At 48.8% G+C, this 23,896-nt stretch carries 21 protein-coding genes and 1 riboswitch; of the genes, 12 read left to right on the top strand and 9 right to left on the bottom strand.

The window, feature by feature from the left end; genetic code table 11:
* Positions 1–18 precede the first annotated feature (18 nt).
* The 4 genes from AC6ESO_RS13610 (at position 19) to AC6ESO_RS13595 (ending at position 4,473) form a co-directional block, all read left to right on the top strand.
* A complete protein-coding gene (locus AC6ESO_RS13610; protein ID WP_497091804.1) occupies positions 19–936 on the top strand; it encodes a bile acid:sodium symporter family protein in 918 nt (305 codons plus the stop codon).
* 54 nt (positions 937–990) lie between these two features.
* Positions 991–2,772, top strand: a complete 1,782-nt coding sequence (pnpS, locus tag AC6ESO_RS13605; protein WP_497091803.1) for a two-component system histidine kinase PnpS — start codon at positions 991–993, stop codon at positions 2,770–2,772.
* Between the two features lie 119 nt (positions 2,773–2,891).
* On the top strand, positions 2,892–3,611 hold the full coding sequence (locus tag AC6ESO_RS13600) for a response regulator (protein ID WP_494820557.1): 720 nt from the start codon (positions 2,892–2,894) through the stop codon (positions 3,609–3,611).
* An 88-nt stretch (positions 3,612–3,699) separates the two neighbouring features.
* On the top strand, positions 3,700–4,473 hold the full coding sequence (locus AC6ESO_RS13595) for a sugar phosphate isomerase/epimerase family protein (protein WP_497091802.1): 774 nt from the start codon (positions 3,700–3,702) through the stop codon (positions 4,471–4,473).
* Between the two features lie 22 nt (positions 4,474–4,495).
* On the opposite strand, the gene AC6ESO_RS13590 is transcribed toward AC6ESO_RS13595, so the two are convergent.
* Positions 4,496–5,365 (bottom strand): helix-turn-helix domain-containing protein, encoded by an 870-nt coding sequence (locus AC6ESO_RS13590; protein WP_494820555.1) that lies wholly within the window; start codon positions 5,363–5,365, stop codon positions 4,496–4,498.
* Positions 5,366–5,530: 165 nt separating this feature from the next.
* Between AC6ESO_RS13590 and AC6ESO_RS13585 the strand changes: the two genes are divergently transcribed.
* The 3 genes from AC6ESO_RS13585 (at position 5,531) to AC6ESO_RS13575 (ending at position 11,556) form a co-directional block, all read left to right on the top strand.
* Positions 5,531–6,610, top strand: a complete 1,080-nt coding sequence (locus AC6ESO_RS13585) for a Gfo/Idh/MocA family protein (RefSeq protein ID WP_210655585.1) — start codon at positions 5,531–5,533, stop codon at positions 6,608–6,610.
* A gap of 192 nt (positions 6,611–6,802) precedes the next feature.
* A riboswitch (cyclic di-GMP riboswitch) is annotated at positions 6,803–6,903 on the top strand.
* A gap of 86 nt (positions 6,904–6,989) precedes the next feature.
* Positions 6,990–8,759, top strand: a complete 1,770-nt coding sequence (locus AC6ESO_RS13580) for an ATP-binding protein (protein WP_497091801.1) — start codon at positions 6,990–6,992, stop codon at positions 8,757–8,759.
* A complete protein-coding gene (locus AC6ESO_RS13575; protein WP_497091800.1) occupies positions 8,749–11,556 on the top strand; it encodes a bifunctional diguanylate cyclase/phosphodiesterase in 2,808 nt (935 codons plus the stop codon). The genes AC6ESO_RS13580 and AC6ESO_RS13575 overlap by 11 nt, the downstream gene beginning before the upstream one ends.
* A gap of 71 nt (positions 11,557–11,627) precedes the next feature.
* On the opposite strand, the gene AC6ESO_RS13570 is transcribed toward AC6ESO_RS13575, so the two are convergent.
* The 5 genes from AC6ESO_RS13570 to AC6ESO_RS13550 all read right to left on the bottom strand — a co-directional run bounded on the left by AC6ESO_RS13570 (position 11,628) and on the right by AC6ESO_RS13550 (position 14,551).
* Positions 11,628–11,780, bottom strand: coding sequence for a DUF6254 family protein (locus AC6ESO_RS13570; protein WP_497091799.1), 153 nt, complete (start codon positions 11,778–11,780; stop codon positions 11,628–11,630).
* A 93-nt stretch (positions 11,781–11,873) separates the two neighbouring features.
* A complete protein-coding gene (gene cydS, locus AC6ESO_RS13565) occupies positions 11,874–11,975 on the bottom strand; it encodes a cytochrome bd oxidase small subunit CydS family protein (protein ID WP_497091798.1) in 102 nt (33 codons plus the stop codon).
* Between the two features lie 24 nt (positions 11,976–11,999).
* Entirely contained in the window at positions 12,000–13,025 is a 1,026-nt protein-coding gene (locus AC6ESO_RS13560) for a cytochrome d ubiquinol oxidase subunit II (protein ID WP_497091797.1), read from the bottom strand.
* Entirely contained in the window at positions 13,022–14,377 is a 1,356-nt protein-coding gene (locus tag AC6ESO_RS13555; protein ID WP_497091796.1) for a cytochrome ubiquinol oxidase subunit I, read from the bottom strand. Before AC6ESO_RS13555 ends, AC6ESO_RS13560 begins: the two co-directional genes overlap by 4 nt.
* 45 nt (positions 14,378–14,422) lie before the next feature.
* On the bottom strand, positions 14,423–14,551 hold the full coding sequence (locus AC6ESO_RS13550; protein WP_497091795.1) for a hypothetical protein: 129 nt from the start codon (positions 14,549–14,551) through the stop codon (positions 14,423–14,425).
* 221 nt (positions 14,552–14,772) lie between these two features.
* Between AC6ESO_RS13550 and AC6ESO_RS13545 the strand changes: the two genes are divergently transcribed.
* The 3 genes from AC6ESO_RS13545 to AC6ESO_RS13535 all read left to right on the top strand — a co-directional run bounded on the left by AC6ESO_RS13545 (position 14,773) and on the right by AC6ESO_RS13535 (position 17,692).
* On the top strand, positions 14,773–15,324 hold the full coding sequence (locus AC6ESO_RS13545) for a hypothetical protein (protein ID WP_497091794.1): 552 nt from the start codon (positions 14,773–14,775) through the stop codon (positions 15,322–15,324).
* Positions 15,325–15,716: 392 nt separating this feature from the next.
* The gene (locus tag AC6ESO_RS13540; RefSeq protein ID WP_497091793.1) at positions 15,717–16,382 is read left to right on the top strand and encodes a GntR family transcriptional regulator; all 666 of its coding nucleotides are present in this window, start codon (positions 15,717–15,719) and stop codon (positions 16,380–16,382) included.
* 212 nt (positions 16,383–16,594) lie between these two features.
* Entirely contained in the window at positions 16,595–17,692 is a 1,098-nt protein-coding gene (locus AC6ESO_RS13535; protein WP_475783351.1) for a mandelate racemase/muconate lactonizing enzyme family protein, read from the top strand.
* 100 nt (positions 17,693–17,792) lie between these two features.
* On the opposite strand, the gene AC6ESO_RS13530 is transcribed toward AC6ESO_RS13535, so the two are convergent.
* The 3 genes from AC6ESO_RS13530 to AC6ESO_RS13520 are packed head-to-tail and all read right to left on the bottom strand — an operon-like array spanning position 17,793 to position 21,702.
* Positions 17,793–19,376 carry an extracellular solute-binding protein gene (locus AC6ESO_RS13530; protein ID WP_497091792.1) on the bottom strand — a complete coding sequence of 528 codons (1,584 nt, stop codon included), beginning with the start codon at positions 19,374–19,376 and terminating at the stop codon, positions 17,793–17,795.
* Positions 19,377–19,384: 8 nt separating this feature from the next.
* Positions 19,385–19,711 carry a helix-turn-helix domain-containing protein gene (locus AC6ESO_RS13525; RefSeq protein WP_497091791.1) on the bottom strand — a complete coding sequence of 109 codons (327 nt, stop codon included), beginning with the start codon at positions 19,709–19,711 and terminating at the stop codon, positions 19,385–19,387.
* Complete coding sequence (locus tag AC6ESO_RS13520; RefSeq protein WP_497091790.1) at positions 19,684–21,702, bottom strand: PDC sensor domain-containing protein; 2,019 nt, start codon at positions 21,700–21,702, stop codon at positions 19,684–19,686. Before AC6ESO_RS13520 ends, AC6ESO_RS13525 begins: the two co-directional genes overlap by 28 nt.
* A 280-nt stretch (positions 21,703–21,982) precedes the next feature.
* Here AC6ESO_RS13520 and AC6ESO_RS13515 point away from each other — a divergent pair, with 280 nt between their 5' ends.
* Complete coding sequence (locus AC6ESO_RS13515; protein ID WP_497092140.1) at positions 21,983–22,912, top strand: ABC transporter permease; 930 nt, start codon at positions 21,983–21,985, stop codon at positions 22,910–22,912.
* 9 nt (positions 22,913–22,921) lie between these two features.
* Positions 22,922–23,803, top strand: coding sequence for a carbohydrate ABC transporter permease (locus AC6ESO_RS13510; RefSeq protein WP_497091789.1), 882 nt, complete (start codon positions 22,922–22,924; stop codon positions 23,801–23,803).
* The last annotated feature ends 93 nt before the right edge of the window (positions 23,804–23,896 follow it).

Raw genomic sequence — 23,896 nt, 5'->3', positions numbered from 1 at the left:
CGAAGGTATGAGCAATGGATGTTTCTTATTATCCCTGGATCACTTATCCTGGGATTCTTTTTTTCTTCGCACCTGCACAAATACGTGCATGCCGTTCCGTATTGCTTCGCCTTCGTCACCTTAACGATGGCGATCGGATGCGGGCTGCAGCAGCTGCGAGCCGTATTAAACCGGCCTGGCGTAATGATTTGGACATTCCTGCTCGCGCATGTCCTGTCGCCTCTAGTGGCGTACGCACTTGGGTATATGCTGTTCGGACCGGATTCCCCGTACGTCGTGGGGCTTGTCCTATTCACCATCATCCCGCTTGGGATTTCAACCGTGCTATGGGTCGGCATGTCGGCAGGAAGCGTGCCGCTTATGCTGGCCATGGTTGTCATTGATTCGGCACTGAGTCCCATCGTGGTACCAACCGGCATTCATCTGCTATTTCGTACCGATGTTGAGACGAATACGTTAGCCATGATGGGCGATCTGCTGCTCCTTATTGTGGCGCCTACGATCATTGGCGTCGCGTTGCACGAATGGTCCAAGGGACGCATTCAGAAAGCAGTTCAGCCGTATGCACCGCCCTTATCCAAGCTATGTTTCACAGCAGTTGTCATGCTGAATGCAGCAGCCATTGCCCCTTCCACAGAAGCGCTTCGCGGCGATCTCTTGAAGGTCGTGCCAGCGGCTCTAGTCATGGTGGGTCTCTGTTATGCAATTGGTTATTTCGGTACGGCGCATTACCGGAGCCGCGAGGTCCAAGTTACGGTCTCCTATGCGACCGGCATGCGGAACATCTCGCTTGGCGTAGTGCTCGCAATGGGTTATTTCAGCCCTCTGGCCGCTGTCCCGGTTGTGCTGTCGATTTTGATTCAACAGCCTCTTGCAACGCTGCATCATTATGTTTTACAAAAACTTAACAATCGCAGTGCTGGCGCAGGCGGCTGAGAACAAGGTACGATGGATGGTGCATGGAGCAACCCGGCTTGGAGGTAGGATGAGATGAACAGCTTTCGCGTGCGACTGACGATGATTCTGATCGGTATGATCGGACTTGCCGTTCTGGCTGCCGGTTTATTTATGGGCAAGACGTATAAGGAAAATCATCTGGATGCGCTGCAAGATAATATGGTGCGCGAAATGAAGATTATTCTTGATCAAATGGATTGGCGAAATGGGGAGCCTGCGTCGGTCTTCAACTATTACACCAGCAACGCAAAACGGCTAAAGGAGATCACGGATACTCGGATCACCTTCATTCGCGGCGACGGTGTCGTGCTTGGCGATTCCGATCATGATCCGCAAACGATGGACAACCATCTGAAGCGAGAAGAAGTGATAGAGGCCAAGAAGGACGGCATTGGCCGAACAACGCGTTACAGCGACACGATTAATGAGAATTTGCTTTATGTCGCGATGCTTGTTCATCCGAATGATCCGAATTCGGACATTATCCGGATGGCGCTCAGCTTGCAGAAGGTGGACGAGAGTGTACAGCGAATATGGATAACCCTCGTACTGGGGCTGCTCATTCTGTTTCTCGCTGCCGCGCTCATCAGCTACCGTGTTGCACTCGGATTAACGCGTCCGCTAGAGCAGATTACTCGCGTCGCAAAACGGATTAAGAGCTTGGATTATCGCGCGCGCGTTCATGTGAAGCGCAACGACGAAATCGGCGAGCTTGGCCTGGCCATCAACGCGATGGCAGATTCGCTGCAGGTGCAGATGACGCGAATACATCAGAACGAGAGCCAATTGGCAAGCGTTCTGGATAACATGATCAGCGGCGTTGTCATGATCGATGCCAGCGGGCATATTGTGCTGCTGAATCGGCGGGCCGAGGAAGTGCTAGGGTTCTCGGTGCGCGAGCTGGTCGGACATCATTTCACAGTGGCCAAGCAGCAGTATGAGCTGTCGCAAATTATTCAAGAGGCGATCGAGCGCAAAGAGCATCTGCGCGAAGAGGTCACCTTCTATTATCCGGAGGAGCGGCTGCTTGATCTTAACCTTGTGCCAATCTTCGAAGATGACGATTCTTTCGGCGGTGTGCTGCTTGTCCTTCAAGATGTGACGGCCATTCGCAGACTGGAGCGGATGCGCAGCGAGTTCGTTGCGAATGTGTCCCATGAGCTGAAGACGCCGATTACGGCTGTAAAAGGTTTCGCGGAAACGCTGCTTGGCGGCGCCGTGGATGATCCGGAAACAGCGCGTTCCTTCTTGCAGATCATCTATGACGAGAGCGATCGCTTGAACCGGCTTATCGGCGATATCTTGGAATTGTCCAAGATTGAATCACGCCGCGTACCGCTGCAATTCTCGCCGATCGAGCTGGCGTCTTTCGTAGAGAAGACGGTTGAACTGATGCGCGCGGAAGGGCTGCAGAAGCAAATCCGGTTATCTTATAAGGCGGATCGGGATGTTTATGTCGAGGCGGATGAAGATCGCCTGCGCCAAATCATCATGAACTTGCTCTCCAACGGAATTAACTACACGCCGGAAGGCGGTAGTGTTTCTATCGTCGTCGAGCCGGTTGGCGGAGAGAATTACGAATCCGTACGCATTCACATATCCGATACTGGCATTGGTATTCCGAAGAAAGATCTGCCGCGCATTTTCGAGCGTTTCTATCGCGTAGATAAAGCTAGATCCCGCAGTTCAGGCGGAACGGGGCTGGGCTTATCCATCGTGAAACATCTTGTAGAACTACACAAAGGAACGATCTCCGTCGAGAGCCGAGTAGGCAGCGGTTCGACGTTTACGATTGAGCTGCCGGTCCTACAATAGCAGCGAACCAGTAATTGGGGTTTCCCCTTCCTCTGAACAATGCTATCATGGTTATGAAAGTAGAACGAGTTACCATGCCGATTATGAACAGCGGCATGCGTGGAAGCCAGGGGGTCAACATGTCACAGAAAGTGTTGGTCATTGAGGATGAGCCGACGTTAGCCAGATTACTCTCGTATAACCTGTCGCAAGAGGGTTATGATACGACTGTCATCGATCATGGTGCGGAAGGCTTGCAGGTTGCTTTGCAGCGCGCATTTGATCTTATTATTCTAGATATCATGCTGCCCGGCATGAACGGTTTCGAGATTTTATCTCGCTTGCGGCAGAGCGGCAACCGTACGCCGGTTATCGTCCTGACAGCCCGCAATGCGGAGGAAGAAGTTGTACAAGGTCTTAAGCGCGGCGCCGATGACTATATGACCAAGCCATTTGGCGTGGCTGAGCTTCTTGCACGCGTATCTGCGGTTCTTCGCCGAACCGGTCAAGATGACGGCAAGCTAACGGAGTCTACGGACAAAGTGATTACGGCCGGCGATTTATCGATTTATCCGGAACGGTATGAGGTTGTCCTTAATGGAGAGACCGTACCGCTAAGGCCGAAGGAATTCGAGGTACTGCTCTATCTAGTTCAACGTCCAGGCGTTGTCGTAACCCGCGATGATCTTATGAATGTCGTATGGGGCTTCGATTATTTCGGCGGACAGCGAACGGTAGACGTACATGTCAGCTCCTTGCGCAAGAAATTGGAGCTGGGTCAGCAATCGGTCGAAATTGAATCCATACGCGGCGTTGGCTATAAGCTGGTTATGCCGAAGAAGCTAGGTTCACCTAAATAAGGTGAACTTTTTTTTTGTCCGCTACATCCAATTTCCGAAGCAAATGATGGTAAAATCACTTTAGAAACTAATGGAGGTGTTTGATCGAATGGTTGCTTACGGTTGGTGCAGAGGGATCGAGGACGCAGCGCTTCTTCACAAATACGGGTTTGATTACATCGAGTGTCCTCTGTCCGCCCTGCAGCTGGAGAACGAAGTCTTGCATCAAGAATTGCTGCCTGTTTATAAGGAGAGTCCGCTGCCTGTCTATGCGTTTAACTTGTTTTTCCCCGGTGATATTAAGGTCGTTGGTCCCGATGTAGAACCCGAGCGGATTCGGCGATATCTGTGCCGCGCCGCGAAGGCGATGAATCAAATCGGTTCGAAAATTTCCGTGCTTGGAAGCGGGAGAGCGCGTGACATACCGGATGGATGGGAACGTAATCGGGCGGAGGACCAGCTGCTCACTTTACTTAGCTGGATTTCGGAGGAATTTACGGGCAGCGGCGTAACGCTGGCTATTGAACCGCTGAACAAGAAAGAGACCAATTTGATTGGCTCTGTGGCGGAGGCTGTTCATTTCGCGAAACAAATTAATCATTCTTCCATTCGGGTGCTGGCTGACTTCTACCACATGGATGAGGAAAGCGAAGCGCTGGATACATTGACCGCACATAAGGACTGGCTTGCGCATATCCACATCGCAGATACGGGCAGATTATCACCGGGAACCGGGAAATATCCATATGCGGAATTTGCCGCGCAGCTAACGGCTGCAGGCTACAAAGGCGGGATCTCCGCAGAATGCAGCCTTCAGCGACTAGACGAAGAATTGCCGGCCAGTCTGACCTTCATGAAACAATCCTTCCAGCGGATTGGCTGATGCCCCGCCATTCCACGGAAGATTAGGCGCGGTTCCACTCCAGCATTTTCTTCTGGAATTGTTTTGGCGAGCAATCATTATATTTCTTAAACATTTTATAGAAATGGGCCATATTCGGCATGCCGATCCGATCGCCGACCTCGGACACGCTTAGGTCCTTCGTGAGCAGAATACGCTCGGCCCATTTGATCTTGCGATAGTTCACATACTCCGTGAAGGACATCCCGATCGCCTTCTTAAAAAACTTAACAAAGTAGTAGTAACTCATATTGGCTAGCTTCGATACTTCTTCTACCTGAATGCGGTCGGTTAGATGTTCTTCCACGTAGTCGATGACCCCTCTGAGGCGAGCGCGGTCAAAGTCATCATGATCAGCAAGCACTTTCCTGGAATCGCCCCGAATCAGAAGGAGGAGCAGCTTCTTTATGTACATGCTGACGGCTAGCTCATATCCGCTTTGCTTCGTCGTGACTTCCTGCAGAATGCCGCGGATACATTCCGACGCCTCTGCCCTTGTGGATTCATTCTCTTGAAAAATATAATTCGCCCGGCTGAGCGGATTCTTCGTCTCGGAGAAAAATCGCATATACGGCATCGAGCTTTGATCGATGAATTGCTCCAAATCAAACTGCAAAACGATATAATTCAAGGGGCTGCTTAAGCTGCGATCGCGATGAAGCTGCCTTGCGCCGATCAATGCGATGTCGCCCGTTTGTAGTTTTATGCACTCATCTTCGATATTTACGTCAAGCTCGCCGGTGATGACAAGCAGCAATTCGATTTCGCGATGATAGTGCCAATTGATAAACAGATCGTTATTCCGCAGGGATTGAAACACTTTTATGGAGAGCAGCGGGTTCTCGTAAACGACCTTCTCATTGTAAAATTCCACGGTACCATCCCTTCAATAACAAAATCACATAAAACCATACCTATATAGCGCCTATATTTTAGTGGACAAGTTCGTCTATACTGTAGTCAGTTGTGTCTCTCTATCTAGCTGACACGCATACTACAAATTATATCATTTCGAGGCTCATGGAGGTAGAAATTTAAAATGTCAAAAGTACGTGTAGGCATTATTGGCTGCGGCGGTATCGCCAACGGTAAACATCTCCCAAGTTTGGCCCAAGTCAAAGACGCTGAAATCGTTGCTTTCTGCGATATCATTGTTGAGAAGGCTGAACAAGCAAAAGCGAAATACGGCACTGAAGAGGCAAAAGTATATTCTGACTATAAACTACTGCTTCAAGACGCGTCGATCGACGTGATTCACGTTTGTACGCCTAACGATTCCCATGCGGTCATCTCCATCGACGCATTGGAAGCTGGCAAACACGTGCTTTGCGAGAAGCCAATGGCTAAAACAGCTGCTGACGCTCGCAAAATGCTTGAAGTTGCAAAACGTACCGGCAAAAAACTCAGCATCGGCTACAACAACCGTTACCGTGCAGACAGCCGTTACCTGAAAGAAGCTTGCGATGCAGGCGAGCTTGGCGAAATTTACTTCGCTAAAGCACATGCAATCCGTCGTCGTGCTGTTCCGACATGGGGCGTATTCTTGGATGAAGAGAAACAAGGCGGCGGACCGCTTATCGATATCGGTACTCACGCGCTTGACCTTGTATTGTGGATGATGGACAACTACAAGCCGAAAGTCGTTCTTGGCCGCGCTTACCACAAGCTGTCCCAAAACGAAAACGCTGCGAATGCTTGGGGCCCATGGGATCCAAAACAATTCACAGTTGAAGATTCCGCTTTCGCTATGATCACAATGGAGAACGGTGCAACTGTAATCCTTGAGTCCAGCTGGGCGCTTAACTCGCTTGAAGTCGATGAGGCTAAAGTTTCCCTCAGCGGTACTAAAGCAGGCGCTGACATGAAAGACGGTCTTCGTTTCAATGGCGAGCACAACAGCCGCCTTTATGTAAACAAAGTAGAACTTAACAGCGGCGGCGTTGCTTTCTATGAAGGCGCGAGCGAAACTGCAGAAGTTCTTGAAGCAAGCATGTGGATCGATGCCGTTAAAAACGACAAAGAAACGTTCGTTAAACCAGAGCAAGCGCTTGTGGTTTCCGAAATTCTTGAAGCGATCTACGAGTCTTCCCGTACGGGCAAGGCTGTATACTTCGAGTAGAATTACAAACAAGGGAGCCCGGGGATGGCGTTGTCATCCTCGGCTTTTTTTATTCAATTAATGATGTTACATATATTTTGTCGTTTCGACAAAATCAGCTAAACTTCTACGTATTTCGCTCTGTACAGTTCCGTGAAAAAACTTATAATGAGAATTAAATCCAGCGATTAGAAGAATTTTACAACTAAATACCTAAGTTAAAGGCAAACCATTTGGAAACGATGGGACGCAAAGCCGTGGCCTAAGGGATCACTCATTGTGATTGTGATTCTAAGGTAGACAAGGTTGCCGAGTAGATGTCATCCATCCTATTCGGGTGGTTTTTTTATTGCCAATTTGCATATAGCATGCTAAGTCAATGAACCGGAGGAAGGTTGGCATGGCATCCAGCGCACTCGTCGCCATATCATTTGTACTCGTATTCAGCTCTTCTTTAATCCTCTTTCATCTCTATCGGCGTATACATGCAGCCGGGCACACGACTTTCTTCTGGCTTATGAGTGCCGCCTTTGTATTTGGTATTGGGGTGTGGTCCATGCACTTTGTGGCCCTGCTGGCCTATCCATTCCCGGTTAAAGTGATGTACCATTTCGGTTATGTGTTTCTCTCCATGGGTGTGCTAATCACCTTGTCAGCGCTAGCGCTAATCTTGTTTGAACGTGCTGCGCAGCGACAACGGACGAGCCTGCTCGTTCTAGGCAGTTTGGTTCAGACGGGCGGCATCGTAACGATGCACTATATTGGGATGAAAGCAATCAAAGCCCATGCGACGCTCCACTACGAATCAACTACAGGTTTCCTATCCATCATCGTTCTGGCCGTTGTGCTGGGTTTCGTATTCACAAGTCAGCATCGCTTCCGCAAACTAAGCCGTAAGCGGCAGTTAGTCCACGCTATACTCCTTTCCGCAGCTGTTGAATTTCTTCATTATAGCAATATGCCAATGATGCATGGCACCACTTCACTGCGTGCAGGCGAATCGGTGGCCTTATCCCAAAATCAATTCTTTCTTGCCATTAGCATTAGTTTGATTGTATCCGTAATCTGCATGTATTCGATCGTCATCATGATGATCGACAGCCGCTTGAAGCAGAGCGAAGAACGTCTTAAACGGATGAATGAAGCGTATTCGCACATCTTGGATTCCGTGGCAGAGGGCATTTACCGGGTGGATGAGCGGGGCAAAGTCATCTTTTGGAATCAAGCGGCTGTCCATTTAACCGGGTTCGAGGCTTCTGATGTACTTGGGCGAAAGATTGGACTGCGGGCTTTACAGACGGAGGGCGAGGAATGGGATCCCATCGAGAAGGTTACACGCACGGGCAATCCTGAATATATAGCGGATGATTTGTTCCGTCGCAAGAATGGGTCGACATTTCCGGTGGAATATCATATTACGCCGATGCAGGGTAAAGGCGAGCAAGCCGGTGTCGTCATTAACTTTACCGATCTGACGCAGCGCAAGGCGCAAGAGTCGTTTATCGTGGAATCGGAGAAGCTTTCGATGGCAGGTCAGCTTGCGGCTGGGATTGCACATGAGATTCGAAATCCGCTCACGGCGATTAAAGGATTTATGAAGCTATTTCAAAACGGCATGAACAAAATGGAGTATGTAGCCATTATTAGTTCCGAAGTCGTTCGAATGGAAGGCATCATCAACGAGCTGCTTCTGCTTGCGAAGCCGCAAATCAGCCGGTTTCAAGCCGCCAATCTATGTGAGCTTCTGGCTGGTGTTTATACGCTGCTGGAATCACAGGCCATTCTGAAAGATGTGAACATCGAGCTGCAATTCTCGGAGCAGGAGCTGCTTATCTATTGCGATGAGAGTCAGATCAAACAGGTATTCATCAATCTCATCAAGAATGCGATCGAAGCAACGGAAGGCGGCGATATTCGAATTTCCGTAGCGCAGGTCGGCAACCAGATCATGACCTCGATTGCAGATAACGGCTGTGGGATTCCTCAAGAAATGCTCGATCAGGTAGGCAGACCGTTCTTTACGACCAAGGATCAGGGAACAGGCCTTGGACTTATGATCAGCAACAAAATCATTTCCAGTCATGGCGGAGCAATTTCAATTTCCAGCAAAATGGGAGAGGGCACGACGTTTCAAGTAACACTCCCTGGGGGGTATCGAAATGGTGCATAATCATATCGAAGGAAGCTACAACTGGTTCTTGGTATGTCTGTCGTTTATTATTGCGTTGTTCGCTTCGTATACGGCGTTGAATTTAGCGAGACATGTGCTGTTGTCCGAGGGCTGGAAGAAGAGAGGATGGCTGTTCGGCGGAGCAGTCGTCATGGGGATTGGGATCTGGTCGATGCATTTTATCGCGATGCTCGCTTTTCACCTGCCCACCGGCGTGACCTATGATTTTGTGACGGTTTTAGTATCGATTGGTGTGTCTATCGTCGGCGCATTTGTCGGTTTTGGAATTGCCAGCCATTCGGGCAGCGGAAGGCTAAGGCTGATTGTAGGCGGTACTATTATGGGACTTGCAATCACCGGAATGCATTACATAGGCATGTACGCCTTAGCGGGACTTACGGTTACTTATAATCCGTATCTATTCTCGCTCTCGATCCTTATCGCAGTGATGGCATCCATTGTCGCATTGATTTTCTCCTTCCGCAGAAATAATCACTACTGGCTAAGCGGCTTCATCATGGGCATTGCCGTTACAGGCATGCATTATACAGGTATGACGGCAGCCAAAATGTCGATGCCCGTACATATGCTTAGTCGTATGTCCGATGCGCAGGCGATGGATTTTATCGAAATGGCGATTTATGTAGCATTCGGTACGATCGTGATTATGGCGGTGAGCTTAATCAGTTCGATGAGTGTCGATAAGAAGTTATCGGAGCAAATGTCGCTTAAGGGTTCTATATTAGAGTCGGCTATCGATTGCGTCATTATGTTTGATCATAAAGGAACCATATTTGAATTTAATCCGGCAGCGGAGCACCTCTTCGGCTATCCGCGCAGCGAGGTTATCGGCAGGCTTATCGTTGAACTGCTCATGCCTGAGTTGCCCCGGGATAAGACATCCGTGAACTGGATGCTATGCAGCGGGGATAAGACCGTGCTCGGGACAAGGGTCGAGACGATCCTGTCGCGAGGTAATCAGGCTGCGTTTCCCGTGGAAATTATCGTTACGCGCATTCGGAAAGAGAAGTTCCCGATCTATACAATGTATTTGCGTGATTTATCGGAGCGCCGGCTTGTAGAAGAAGCGCTGCGCGAGAGCGAGGAGCGTTATCGGAAGCTGGTCGATTTCTCTCCGGAGCCGATTCTGGTTCATTATCAAGGTGTTATCTCCTTCGTAAACGAAGCGGCGCTGCGTACGTTCGGTGCCGAGCAGGATGGCTTGATCGGGAGAGGGTTTCTGGAACTCGTTCATCCGGAATGTCTTGCAGCAGCTTCGCAGTGGCTGGAGCACATTCAAGCCGGCTCAGCGAAAGGCGATCCTATTGAGCTGAAGATGCATAAGCTCAATGGCACGATGATCGATATCGAAGCGAAGTCGATTCTGGTTCATTTTGCCGGACAAGCCTTGATTCAAACGATCGCGTGGGATATTACGGATAAGAAACGTTACGAGAACACGATCAGGCAGCTGGCTTATTATGACATGCTGACCGGGCTGCCGAACCGGAATTGGTTCAACCTGTATTATCCCGAATTGCTTCAGGTTGTGAGCGCAAGAGGGCAGCAGGCGGCACTCATGTTTCTCGATTTGGATCGCTTCAAGCTGATTAATGATACGATGGGGCATTTGATGGGAGATCGGCTGCTGCAGCATTTTGCGATGATGCTCAGTGAGTCGATCGGTGACAACCGCATGGTTGCGCGTTTAAGCGGGGACGAGTTTGTGGCGATCATCCAGGACTGCGACCGCGCACAGCTGGAGGTCATGGCGGAAACGCTGATAAGACGAGTGGCTGAGCCGTTTCAAGTGGATAACCAGGAGATTTTCATCACATCGAGTATTGGTATTGCGATATATCCGGAGGATGGCGATACGCTTGAGATGCTGCTTCAGAATGCGGATACGGCGATGTATGCGGCGAAGGAGAAAGGAAAGAATCAGTTCCAATTCTTCGAATGGTCCATGAACCATTGTCAGGCGCGCCGTATGAACATCGAGCAGGCACTGCCCGCTGCGATCGAAGAGCAGGCGTTCCATCTTGTTTATCAACCGATGTTTAATGCGGAGGAAGGGCAGTTGATTGGCGTCGAAACGCTTGCCCGCTGGGAGCATCCGGTGCTGGGACCGGTGTCGCCCTGTGAATTCATCCCGGTGGCTGAGAGCACCGGTCATATTATTGTGCTTGGTGAATGGATTCTGCGCATGGCCTGCAAACAAATGAAAGAATGGCATGATGCCGGACTCCCTAAAATTCCGGTGGCTGTCAATTTCTCCGTCATCCAGTTTAATCAAGATCAAATTGTAGACATGATCGTTCGTGTATTGGGACAAACCGGTTTGGACGCCAAATATTTAGTGGTGGAAATTACGGAGAGTATGGCGATGCAAAATAACATTGCCATCATCAGCAAGTTCCATGAGCTCAAGCAGCTCGGGGTTTCCATCTCCATTGATGACTTTGGTACGGGCTATTCGTCCTTATGTTATCTGAGACGGTTTCCGATCGATACGCTCAAGATCGATAAATCCTTCGTACAGGATGTTACCGGTGCTGGCGAGGATACCGCGATCGTCGAGGCCATTATTGCGATGGCGCGCAGTCTGAAGCTGCAGGTGTTGGCTGAAGGGGTGGAAACGGAGCAGCAATCCGAACGCCTCTGCCAGCTGGGCTGCACGGCTATGCAAGGCTATTGGCACAGCAGGCCGCTCTCGATTCAGCATTTCGAGCAAACGTATCTAAGCGCGGCTTATCTGGCGCGAGTTGAAGCTGCTGCAGGTGCGGCGGCGGGATAAGCTATAGCTCAACAGAAGAAGCCACCTAAACCACAGAAGTTTGTGGTTTAGGTGGCTTTCTTTATTACGGACTAGTCGCCGTTATTGCGGGCATTCTCATAGCCGGCTACGCCGGAGGTGCCTTCATCAGAAAGTTCGGCGAGCGATTTGATCTCGCCATGAGGCTTCTGGTTCTGCTTTCGACTTTTCCATGCGTTCTCTCGGCGGTTCTTCGAAGATGTCATAGTCGGTGAATGCTCCTTTATCAATGAGTGTGATCGCTGGATCGGGATCGTCCCCATTTAGCGTGTGCGATTATGCCGCTTCTTATGACAAAATTAACGTTTCGGCTTCGGCTTCCGCGCCCCCCACCAGAACAGATATCCCACAGACAATGCCACAACTAGCAGCGGTGCAACGAAGATCAGAAATTGCTCCATTTCGGTTCAGCTCCTCCAGAAGGGTTATTTGCCGCGCTTACCCTGTACGTATTTGGTATCAAACAAGAATAATCGCATGAGCAGGTAAAGCGACGGAATCAGCAGCAGCAGCCCGAGAATGAAGACGGAAATGAGCGCAATGGCCATTGGCTCGCTTGTGAAATTATCGTGAATCGTTAAATACGGATACAGAATGTACGGTAAGTGAGCTGCGCCATAGCCGAAGAAGGCAAAGCCGAACTGCAGCATGACGAAGACGAAGGATAGTCCAAGACGTTTGCGCGTCCACACATGATAGACCGCGACCAGGAAGCAGGCGAAGGACACCACGAACATCCACGCGTGCTCCGTCATCCGCTGGTAATGCTCCGCGTTATGGCCGCGAATGGCGAAGAATACGAGCAGGCTGCTTAGAATTGTAGGTGCACTCCAAGCGAGCGCGTATTTGCGCACGACCTCGAAGGCGCCTCGGTCATTCGCACGGTCTGCATAATAGCTCAGAAACATGGCCGAAATGTAGAGCACACTGACAAGCGCTAGGAGCACTACAGTCCACGAGTACGTGCTGTGGAAAAGTTTACTGAAAAGGAAGCTGACTTGCCCGGAGTCACTGACCTCAATGTAGCCGCCTTCCGAAATCGTCATTACGGTTGACAAGGAAGCGGGAATAAGCAGGCCGCTTGCACCGTAGAGCAGCATGTAGAATCGGTTGTTCTTGTTCGTGCCATAGGTGTTGAAAGCGTAATACGAGCCCCGAATGGCGAGCAGGATTACTGCGACACTGCCCGGAACCAGCAGGGCGGTACCGTAATAATAAGCCGTATCCGGGAAGAACCCGACCATCCCAACGAAGAAGAAGACGAGAAAAACGTTCGTGACCTCCCAGACCGGAGAGAGATATCGTTCAATTATCTTGTTGATGACATGGCGCTTGCCTGTAATCGTGCTGTAGTAACTGAAGAAGCCTGCGCCAAAATCGATCGAAGCGACAATTAAGTAACCGAATAGGAAGATCCAGAGTACGGTTATGCCGAGTACTTCGTAGCTCATTCCGCGTCGCCTCCTTTGATGCCTTTCGCCTCGATTTCTTGTTCAGCCGAGTTACTGCGGAACATACGGATCAAGACGGTTACTGCCGAGAAGCCCAGTACAATGTATAGCAGTGCAAATACCCATAACATCGTATCCACATGATCGGATACGGTTGCGCCTTCCGATGTGCGCATAATGCCTCGAAGAATCCAAGGCTGACGGCCAACCTCCGAGAAAATCCAACCATGCTCAATGGTCATCATCGCCAGCGGAGCAGCAAGTATGATGCCGCGGAGAATCCATTTATTGCTGAAGGCGAGTTCGCGCTTGCGCCATAAGGTGAGCATGAAGGCTGAGGCAACCAGGACCATCAACGCGACGAAGCCCATTTTCAAATCGAACAGGTAATGAATATAGAGCGGCGGATGTTCGTCCTCCGGGATGTCATTTAGACCGGTTACTTCCGCATTAGGTAGTCCATGGGCGAGAATACTAAGCGCAAACGGGATTTTGAGCCCGTATTTGATTTCATTGTCGCCCGTCAATATCCCGCCGAGCACAAGCGGTGCTTCGGTTGCCGTGTCGAAATGCCACTCCATTGCCGCGAGCTTCTCCGGCTGATACTTAGCCAAATACTTGCCGGACAAATCGCCAATGATTGCGCTTGAGATTAAGAAAATAAAGGCGGAAACCATTGTTAGCTTGAGCGCTTTCTTATAATACACATGATTGCGGCCCTTAAGCAGCGACCAAGCGGATATTGCAGCAAGAACGAACGCGCAAGTAAGGTAAGCCGTAACGAGTACGTGCGAGACTTTGGTCGGCATTGCCGGGCTCAGCATTGCGCCGAATGGTGAAATGTCTGTGATTTTGCCGTCTTTCACGGTGATGCCGGCCGGTGCATTCATGAATGCGTTGACGACCGTAATGAAGAAGGCCGAAGCGGACGACCCGATGACGACAGGAACGAGCAGCCAGAAGTGTGTCATCTTGCTTTTGAATCGGTCCCAAGTGTACAGATAAATGCCGAGGAAAATAGCTTCGAAGAAGAACGCGAACGTCTCCATGAAGAGCGGCAATGCAATCGACTGCCCCGCTACCTTCATAAAGGTTGGCCACAGCAGACTGAGCTGCAACCCAATCGCAGTCCCCGTCACAACCCCAACCGCCACCGTAATGACGAAGCCCCGTGCCCATCTGCGCGCCATCAGCAAGTAATGCTCATCATTGCGTTTGATCCCGATCCACTCCGCGAGCGCAATCATAAGCGGGACCCCTACACCAATCGTCGCGAAAATAATATGGAAAGCAAGCGTGAGTCCCGTGAGCATTCGGCTGTACATGACCGGATCGTAACTGCTAAGCAGCATATGTAATCCCTCCCAAGTGCTTGATTTGTAGTGCGTGGTTACGATTTATTTAAACAAATAGCGAGACAGAGATAGCAGCATAATGACCGCAACGATGATGCAAAGCAGGATAAGGCGTTTCTCTTGTTTGGCTACACGGCTGCTGTTCTTCGGGTTTTGCGGATGACCGGCCAATAGAATCCCTTCTCTCATTTTGATGTCATGTGGTGGTTACACGCTTATTATATCCGATCTATGTGATTATTTTCACATGAATTGTGACGAGGCTTTGAATTCTGGCGCCCAGACTTTTGTCTAGCTGAGTGCTGCAGTCTTTTATTTTCTGTCATATCTTCCTCTATCGGAACATAGCTATGAAATTAATTGATAGTTTCACAGCTGAGGAGGCGGATGATATGACCTATGAGCTTATGTTCACTGTGGAAGAAGTCGCAATTATGCTAAATAAGGATAAGCGCATTATTTATCAGTGGTTGGCAGCGGGCACCCTGCATGGGAAGCGCAGAAACAAGGGAAGAAAAAGCAGATGGGAGATTCCTGCTTCTACAGTCAAACCATTCATCCCCGGCAAGTTAAGTGAGCATGATAAAGCCATTTTGGACATATCGGATAAAATTCTTGAGCTGAGAGAACGACAGATCAGCGAATCCAGCATGGCTCTTCTAGATGAGTTACTCCTGCACTTCCTCAGTCTACAAGACAAGCACGATTCTGAAAAGGAAAGGAAGAAGAGTCGGTGCCATGAGCTTGGAATCGCAGCAAGAGATTGTATCGGATGGGACAAGCTAGCCCTGCATCAATTGATTAGTATGAATCGGAAGGGGCTAGTAAGCAATGAGGCGTTAAGCGAGCTTTTAATTTCTAACGAGTGGGTTGCTTCATACGAATATCTTACTAATGAAATCGTCGTATTTATAAGAGATGCTGAACGAATAGCTGATCACTAAAAAGAGACTTCCGAAAAGGTCTCTTTGGTTCAGTAGCCTGACCATTAAAATACGATGTCAAAATTGTCTTGAACAAAGGTACCTGAAACGATGGAATGCCTCGACCTAGACTAAAGATGTAAAGAGGAAGCTAAATAAATAGCTGATGGTTATGATTGCTGACCACTGGAAGGTTTGAGTAACTCCAAGTAAACAGTAAATGAATATAATATTGAATTCGATTGTTTAGGAGAATCAGCAGCGATAAGTCCATCACTTACTCTTAAGGGTAGCCTCTAGTTTCTACAAGCTCGATTCAGCTGAAGGTGTTGTTGTATGATTTGATCTTGTCTTACGACCAATCCTCTTCTATAATAAATCGTGTATGATATATTAAAGGGCCGGTGATCACTGTGAAAAAGGGTTTAAGCCGATATGTGCTTACCGATGAGATCTATGCTTTGCTCAAGAGACAGATTATGAATCACGAAATCCCTCCTGGCGAGAAGATCAATATTGATCAATTGGCTCGCGAGCTGGAGGTCAGTAATATCCCAATTCGAGAAGCGCTGTCCCGATTAACAGCTGAAGGATTAGTTCACATGGTACCTTTCAAAGGCATGTACGCAACTGAGATGACGCTGCAAGAGTTGGATGAAATTTTTGAAATTCGAATGAACCTGGAAACGCTTGCTCTATCTAAAGCAGCACCTCTCATCCCCGACAACAGAATTAGAGATATCGTCCGGGACATGGAAGAATGGTCTAATAACAAGCCAACGGAAAAAGAAGAGAAGCTTAAGCGGATTGCGGAAATGAATCGGAACCTTCACGGTTTACTTTTGCAATTCTGCGATAACGAAACGCTAAAAAATCTAATCAACATGTATATCGAGCGCATACATAGATATTTATCGTTTATCCATAAAGAGATGGAGCTTCAAGTCATTGAAGAAGAGTGGGCGGAGCACATGCTTGTCGTCAATGCTTTGGTGTCCCGCGATTTTGATGGTGCAGCAAACCACCTTCTTCAGCATTTGAAAAACTCGCATATACGTACGAGAAACTTCTTCCTATAATTTTTTTTTTTTGAAATAAATCATACATGATTAATGATTAATTATTGTGGGGCGATTAGACGAGTTAGTGGGGAAAACGGCTATCGTGACCCGGGGAGGTCCACTCCTCAATCCGGTTTCATTACGGGCGTAGCTCTTCCAGTAGATGGGGGAGTGTCACTCGGTTACTAATAGTTTCATACTTTCATATCCAATGAATGGAGCGGTTACAAATGAAAATTACGAATGTAGAAACGTTTGTCCTGCACGTACCGATCACACCTCCGATTACTGATGCCATTAACGTCGCGACGCATTGGGGCTTAGCTGGTGTCCGCATCTATACGGATGAAGGCTTTATCGGTTATGGATATACGGGAACTTGTGCCCATGGCGACGATATGATCGCCGATACAATTGAAAAGTATTACAAACCTCTATTAATCGGTAAAGATCCGTATATGGTAAAAGAGCTGTGGGACGAGATGCGCTTTGGTAAAATGCACTGGATTGGCAGAGCTGGAGTTACGCACATGGCACTCGCGGCGGTGGACATTGCACTGTGGGACATTATGGCAAAAGCATCGAATAAGCCGCTCTGGCAACTGCTTGGCGGAGCGAAGTCCAAGCCGATTAAAGCGTACAACACGAACGGCGGATGGCTCAATTGGTCGAAAGAGCGCCTGCTGAAGGATGTGGCAGCGATCGTCGAGTCGGGCTTTACGGGTGTCAAAATTAAGGTCGGAAAGCAGGATCCGCGCGAAGATTACGACCGCTGTAAAGCGGTTCGCAAGTTAATCGGTGACGATATTATATTTATGATCGACGTCAACCAACAATGGAACATCAATACAGCGATGACGTGGGGCAAGAAGCTTGAAGAATTCGATCTGTTCTGGCTCGAGGAGCCGCTCAATCCGGACGATATCATGGGTCATAAGAAGTTGGCCGATGAACTGAACGTACCGATTGCGCTTGGCGAGCATGTTTATAACAAATACGCCTTCCGCGATTATATTCATCAAGGTGCCGTAGAATACTGCCAGGTAGATGTGACGCGCGTAGCCGGCATTACCGAGTGGCTGCAGGTTGCGGGACTGGCTGCATCTTACGATGTACCGATCTGTCCGCATGTCGGGGATATGGGTCAAATCCATCAGCATCTCGTTGCCTCCACTCAGAATGCGATAATGCTGGAGTATATCCCTTGGATTCGTCACATCTTTGAAGAGCCGGCTACCGTCAAGGAAGGATTCTACGTGCTGCCTGAAATGCCAGGTGCATCAACGACTATTTTGCCGATGTTCTTTGATGAATACCGTGTAAGGTAAAACGAAAGAAAAATGGATAAGTTCCCGATGGCTTCCTTCATCGGGGAACTTTCCTAGATGGAAAGAACCCGAACGTGGGAAATTGTTCGGGTTCTTTTAGTTACCTAATGGTCTTATTCAGCTTTTTCTGATCTTCCGGCAGCTTTGCGAACTTCTCGCGGTACATGTTCAACACGCGCTGGTAGCCCATTCTGCCAAGCTCTTCTTGAAATGAGTTCCAGTCGCTATCCATGTTCAGCTCGCCCGTGACGAACTTGATCAGCTTCACCGTTATAAATTTGTCTAGCGGGGTCATAATCTTCGTAATCGTGTTTAGCTCATCCTGCTTAAACGGAACAGCCGGCCCATCGAAGAAACCGATCTGGCTTGCGTTTTCGTTATAGGACTGCTGCGCTTCGAGCCCCAATGCTCCCCAACGTCTCTTATATTCAGCGTCTTGGTCATAGGGAGCCCATATACCCGATCGACCGTCGACGCCTAGCTGCTCCGGTGTTACTGTCCCCGTCGGGTTCATTTTCGTTTGAACCTTGGACGTATACGTACGCTCCCCGTTAGCCCAGACAAACGTATCTCCTTCGATCCCCCAATTGGTCAGCTCCATCATTGCATCCGAATATTGCGCATCAAGCAAGCGGATTAATTCGTCGATATGTTTGGATTTGGCGTTGATCGCGATGACCCACGTTCCCTGCGTATTCGGATACTGAACTTTCTCGAGTGCTTGAAGGCCGGTATCGGTAACGAAAGGGAGGACTGCTTTCAGGTTAAACATGGAATCTTGTTTTTTGCCTTTCTCCTGCCATCCATCCATCTCAATAAAATAATCGTTAAATATAGCGAATGTTTTGCCGGATGTAATGTTCTCGAAATACTGCGACTCCGCGGCCGTTGCAAAATCGGGATCAATCAGCTTCGCCTCGTAAAACTTCCTGGCAAGCTCGACCGCCTTCTTGTAGTTGGTCTCCACAGGGCCGAACTTATAAACCAACTCTTCGTTATTAAAGTAAATTCCGCCGTGCGTGTGATAGGCCATGAAGAAGCTTTCCAAGAGCCGGTTCGGCCCCCAGCGATTCGAAATCGGCTTCGAATCCGGATATATGTGCTTGAGCTGCTTGAGCGAATCGTATAACTCATCGAACGTCTTCGGCAGCAGCATCCCGTTGCGATAGAAGATATCCGCACGCAGCATATAGCCGACCGGCATTTGCCCGTACGTGTTGAAACCGTCAATCCCATACAACTTACCATCCTCGGTAACGATGCTGCGATAGATTTCCGGGTACTTGCTTATCCAGTGCTGCAAATTAGGCATCCGATCTAAGTAGGGCTGCAGATCGAGCAGCATCCCTTGCGGACCGAATCGCTGCACCATATCTTTATCGATGATGAAGATATCCGGTTTCTCTCCGGACGAGGCCAGCAGCTGCTTGATGCGTTTCATATAATCGTTCACCGGAAACTGAATCCAATCGAACTTCAACTGCGTAAGCCGCTCGTACTCGAGGTCAATCATTGTATTCCGTTCCCTGGCGAAGGAAGGGACGGCCGCTTTAATTACGATCGGCGGCTCAGCTTGCTTGCCTTCAGCCTTCTTATCGAATAAGACGAACAGACAAGCAGCTGCAAGCAGAAGTACCGCGGTCAGAAAGGATACTAGGATGATGGTTCGATGTCTGTACAGCATATATCTCATCACCTCTCTGCTGCTGCTTGTTGATGCAGCGCTTGGTTGCCCTTGCGGTACTCGTTAGGCGTCACGGCTTCGAGCTTCTTGAACATGCGAATAAAGGCGTTCGCATTATTGAAGCCAACCTGCTTGCCGATGTCATTTACCGTAAGCGCCGAGCCAACCAAGAGTTCCTTCGCTTTATCGATTCTTAGCCCATTAATGTGGTCGGTAAACGTAACGCCTAGCTGCTTCTTGAAATATTGCGAAACATAGTTGGCATTCATGTTGAAACGATCGGCAATCATCGTCAAATTGGCCTCCGTTAAATGCTGCGCAATATAATCCAGCATCCCATTAATCGCCTTCGACGATTGGAGCTGGTTCTGGATATGAACGGATAGCGCGCGATAGATATCTCGGCATAAGGACTCCATGATCCGGTGATCTTGAACGGTGCCGATGTAAGGGATGACTTCGTCGGCGTCATGTCAAATAAAGATTGATCGTCTATGCCGCGAACATAGACGATCTCGACCGCAAGATAGAGCAGATCGCTCGCCAGCTGTTTGAACGATTTAAACGGCATGTCCTGATTGTGCGCCTCCCCAAGCAGCTGTTCCAACAAATGAGCGGCGCCTTCCACATTTCCGTGATCCAAATGCTTGTATAGCAATTCTTTCTTGTCTGCCGCGAGATAAGCGCTAGCTCTGCCGCCTCGGGATTCATCCGCATCCGTAAATAGGACGCCATCTTTGTTCACGCTTCGCAAATCCAAGACAGCACAAGCTTCTTTATAGGCCTTCGAGGTTTGCTCTAATTGATGAAATATCGGGCTGATGCCTACAGCTAGATTTACGCTATCACGATGATCCTCTAGGAATGCCGCGAATAAATTGCCTAACCGCTGGACACTCGCATGGATGTCCTCCGCGTTATGTTCCTGTAAGAAGAGAACGCTCTCATGCTCTGAAATATCAAGCGCAGGTTTGTTGAAGTCGGCTAAACGCCGTCTCAAATCTGCAGGCGACCGCTCGCTCCAAGCGGAGAAGCCGACTCTGACGACCGCAAGGGCGAAGAAGTCCCCGCCCCGAAAAAAATCGTATTTCTGCTGCAGGCGGTCGATGTCTGCCTGATCAATCTGCTGATTCAGCGCACGGTAAAGCAAGATTTGCAGGAGCGAGGGCATGCTTTCCTGATGAAACTGCTGCAATGACGTCATATTTTCTTTTATATAATCGTATTCTGATACGCCATGCTCGAAAGGGGACATTGCAAAGCGTTTCATCTGAATGACAATCTCTGCCAGCGGCGAATAGATGCCCCGCGTGAATACGGCCGAAATGAACGTCCCGATCAGCATGAACAAGACCATTACACCGATGGTCCAATATAGAAAATGGTTCGTTGGGCCGGTCAGCATGTGCTCCGGAGTCACGATCAGGAATCCAAGATTACTCCAGGTCGAATGTTGAAAAGACAGCATGTACCGTTCACTGCCGATTTTCACGGTCGATTCGGTGCTGCCGTCGGTCACATTCAAGCGGAGTAACTTCGCATCGAACGTTTCGCCAAGCTTTTTGCGGTCTGTTGTGCTAATAAATCGGTTATGAAGCGTATCGACGAGGTAAATATCTCCCTTTTTCGTAATGTTCATGTCATCAATCAATCGATAGATTTTTTGTTCGTCTATATTAATGGTCATGTAGCTGCGCGCATGAGCAAGGCTTTCGATGTTGAGAAGAAGCGGAACGATGCTCTTATATCGTTTCTCTCCGGATTCGCCGCTCTGCGTCGTTACGTCGGTAGCGGGGAAGATGGAAGAATCGCTGCCACTCTCGGGCGCGTTGTTCCAGAAGCCTTGCGGGTAGTCCTTGTAGCGATAATGACGATAGAAATAAAAAGTCGGATCGTATGATCCGGAACCGGCCAGTACAGTATTAAGGTTCTGGAAATAGATAAAGGCATCATCGACTACATCATCGCTAATATACAGATCGTACAGCTTATTGCTCAATTCGTAAGAGGTGGAGCTATAATTCTTTTGCGATTTGTCCGTCATGGCAACCAGATTGAGAAAATCGGTATCGGAGGCAATGCTATAGCCTTTGTCTTTAAGCTTGTTGAACAAGCCATCAAGCGACGAGGAGACAGCGCGCAAATAGTTCCGGTTCGATTCTTTCGCGTCGTCGATCATCCGGTAGTTCGAATAAACAGCTATCGTGGCGGACGAAACCATCAGCAGCACAGTCAGCACAAAAAAGCGCAGGAAAATGCTAACCAGCGTCTTCTTCTTCATGCTAGCCGTCGCTTTGCGCGGAATTGACTTCAACAGTTGTATCATGATTTCCTCCTAGGACGAATAAAGGACAGGCATGTAGGTTTCACCTTACATGATAAGAACGGATAGCGTCAAGAAGCTTATTTCGCCTAAGGTACCTAACAAAAGTTATATGGCCGAATCTAACATTTTGATGATGATCTAACATCTTTTAAATTGCGGTTGAAAGCGGTTTCTACTATCGTTAGGTCAGACAGCGGACGTTCGAAATGAACGATAACGGGTCTAAGCATAGAGAAGGAGGAATCGCGTCGTGAATCAGACGGCATCTGCGAAGGGCATAATGAAAGCGCGTTCCGGCACAAGCGGAGTAAACCGATTTTTGCGTGAATGCATGCAGCAAAAATATTTGTACCTCATGGTACTCCCCGGCTTTTTAATCGTGCTGGTGTTTGCCTACTTTCCAATGTACGGCGTGCTTGTAGCATTCAAGGATTACAACGTGGCAAAGGGAATATGGGGGAGCGAGTGGGTCGGTCACAAATACTTTAAGCAATTTCTGGACAATCCAATGGCCTTGCGAACGATCAAAAACACGCTCATTCTCGGCGCGTACGGACTCGTATTCGGATTTCCGGCACCTATCATTCTAGCGCTGCTGCTTAATGAGATCAGGCATACGGCGTTAAAGAAGTTCGTGCAGACCGTCTCATATTTCCCGCACTTCATATCTACCGTCATTATCGTGGGGATGCTCAAAGAGTTTACATCGCTCGATGGCTTGTTTAACCAGATTACGGGGCTGTTCGGCCTAGAGCCAATTAACTTTATGACAGAATCGAAATACTTCCGCACGTTGTTCATCGGCTCGGGCATCTGGCAGGGGATTGGATGGGGAACCATTCTATACTTAGCCGCTCTCAGCAATGCGGATCCCACGCTTTATGACGTGGCATCGATCGACGGAGCGAACCGGTGGCAGAAGATCAGGAATATATCGATTCCGGCTATTATGCCTACGATTATCATTTTGTTCATTTTGTCCGTAGGTGGAATTCTAGGTACCGATTTCATGAAAGTGCTGCTCATGTACAACCCGAGTACTTACGAGAAGGCTGATGTAATCGATACGTATGTGTACAGATTAGGGATTGAAGGTGGACGATTCGAGTATGCGGCAGCCGTCGGATTGATGATATCGGCGGTATCCTTCCTATTCGTCCTCATTACGAATCGACTGTCACGCAAATACTCGGAAACGAGCTTATGGTAGGTGAATCGCATGGTATATAAATCAAGTTTGGGATCCCGTATTTTTGATGCGGTTAATATCGGACTCATGCTGTTGCTAGTGGTTGTTACGGTATACCCGCTGCTCAATGTAATTTCGGTTTCCTTAAGTCACTCCGATTATATTTCGCTAGGGAAGGTAACATGGTTCCCAAGAGGGTTTAACACGATGGGATATAGCGTCATCTTCGAGAAGCCGATGCTCTACATCAGCTATCGCAATACGGTGCTTTACGCCGCGGCGGGTACACTGTTGACGCTGTTTCTGACATCGCTGATGGCATATCCGCTCACGATTTCGAAATTTCAGCTCAAGAAAAGCATCACCGTATTTCTAGCAATTACGATGTTCTTCAGCGGGGGCATGATACCGACCTACTTGATCATCAAACAGCTGCATATGTTGAATACCTTCTGGGTTATGGTCGTGCCTGGCTGCATCAGCGCCTATAACGTCATTATTTTTCGGACATTCTTTCAAAATATTTCATCGGAGCTTCGGGAATCGGCTTATATCGACGGAGCGAATGACTTGGTCGTACTGTTCCGCATCTATTTGCCGCTGTCCAAGGCGCTGCTAGCCACCTTCGCCTTGTTCACTGTCGTGGCGCACTGGAATGTATGGTTTAATGCACTGATTTATTTGAAGGATGAGAACCGGTATCCGCTGCAAATGTTCCTGCGCTCCATCATTTTCACGCAGCAGGAAGGGCAAAGCTCGCGGGTAAAGGAGATGATCCTGAACCGGCAGATCAATCCGAAAAACATCCAGATGGCGGCGATCGTCATCACCATGGCTCCGATTCTATGCATCTATCCGTTCGTGCAAAAGTATTTCGTCAAGGGCGTCATGGTAGGTTCTATCAAAGGGTAACGAGCTTCATCTCTGATTGTGTTGCATGCCCCATGAAAGGAGGTGAACGTTTCAACGAGGTTTGCGGCAGGGATAGAGAGTTGCATTTGCATT

It is taken from the genome of Paenibacillus rhizoryzae (assembly GCF_059686995.1).
The sequence above is the reverse complement of the archived record's forward strand: the minus strand, read 5'-3'. Positions and strand labels throughout refer to the sequence as shown.

What these genes read in the sequence shown, in the direction of transcription:
- AC6ESO_RS13555 (WP_497091796.1), bottom strand. Translation starts at nt 14,377, where the DNA reads ATGCTGCTTAGCAGTTACGATCCGGTCATGTACAGCCGAATGCTCACG.
- AC6ESO_RS13520 (WP_497091790.1), bottom strand. Translation starts at nt 21,702, where the DNA reads ATGATACAACTGTTGAAGTCAATTCCGCGCAAAGCGACGGCTAGCATG.
- AC6ESO_RS13510 (WP_497091789.1), top strand. Translation starts at nt 22,922, where the DNA reads ATGGTATATAAATCAAGTTTGGGATCCCGTATTTTTGATGCGGTTAAT.
- AC6ESO_RS13515 (WP_497092140.1), top strand. Translation starts at nt 21,983, where the DNA reads ATGAAAGCGCGTTCCGGCACAAGCGGAGTAAACCGATTTTTGCGTGAA.
- AC6ESO_RS13585 (WP_210655585.1), top strand. Translation starts at nt 5,531, where the DNA reads ATGTCAAAAGTACGTGTAGGCATTATTGGCTGCGGCGGTATCGCCAAC.
- cydS (WP_497091798.1), bottom strand. Translation starts at nt 11,975, where the DNA reads ATGGAGCAATTTCTGATCTTCGTTGCACCGCTGCTAGTTGTGGCATTG.
- AC6ESO_RS13595 (WP_497091802.1), top strand. Translation starts at nt 3,700, where the DNA reads ATGGTTGCTTACGGTTGGTGCAGAGGGATCGAGGACGCAGCGCTTCTT.
- pnpS (WP_497091803.1), top strand. Translation starts at nt 991, where the DNA reads ATGAACAGCTTTCGCGTGCGACTGACGATGATTCTGATCGGTATGATC.
- AC6ESO_RS13575 (WP_497091800.1), top strand. Translation starts at nt 8,749, where the DNA reads ATGGTGCATAATCATATCGAAGGAAGCTACAACTGGTTCTTGGTATGT.
- AC6ESO_RS13545 (WP_497091794.1), top strand. Translation starts at nt 14,773, where the DNA reads ATGACCTATGAGCTTATGTTCACTGTGGAAGAAGTCGCAATTATGCTA.
- AC6ESO_RS13525 (WP_497091791.1), bottom strand. Translation starts at nt 19,711, where the DNA reads ATGCTGGATTATATTGCGCAGCATTTAACGGAGGCCAATTTGACGATG.
- AC6ESO_RS13570 (WP_497091799.1), bottom strand. Translation starts at nt 11,780, where the DNA reads ATGACATCTTCGAAGAACCGCCGAGAGAACGCATGGAAAAGTCGAAAG.
- AC6ESO_RS13535 (WP_475783351.1), top strand. Translation starts at nt 16,595, where the DNA reads ATGAAAATTACGAATGTAGAAACGTTTGTCCTGCACGTACCGATCACA.
- AC6ESO_RS13560 (WP_497091797.1), bottom strand. Translation starts at nt 13,025, where the DNA reads ATGAGCTACGAAGTACTCGGCATAACCGTACTCTGGATCTTCCTATTC.
- AC6ESO_RS13610 (WP_497091804.1), top strand. Translation starts at nt 19, where the DNA reads ATGTTTCTTATTATCCCTGGATCACTTATCCTGGGATTCTTTTTTTCT.
- AC6ESO_RS13580 (WP_497091801.1), top strand. Translation starts at nt 6,990, where the DNA reads ATGGCATCCAGCGCACTCGTCGCCATATCATTTGTACTCGTATTCAGC.
- AC6ESO_RS13530 (WP_497091792.1), bottom strand. Translation starts at nt 19,376, where the DNA reads ATGCTGTACAGACATCGAACCATCATCCTAGTATCCTTTCTGACCGCG.
- AC6ESO_RS13600 (WP_494820557.1), top strand. Translation starts at nt 2,892, where the DNA reads ATGTCACAGAAAGTGTTGGTCATTGAGGATGAGCCGACGTTAGCCAGA.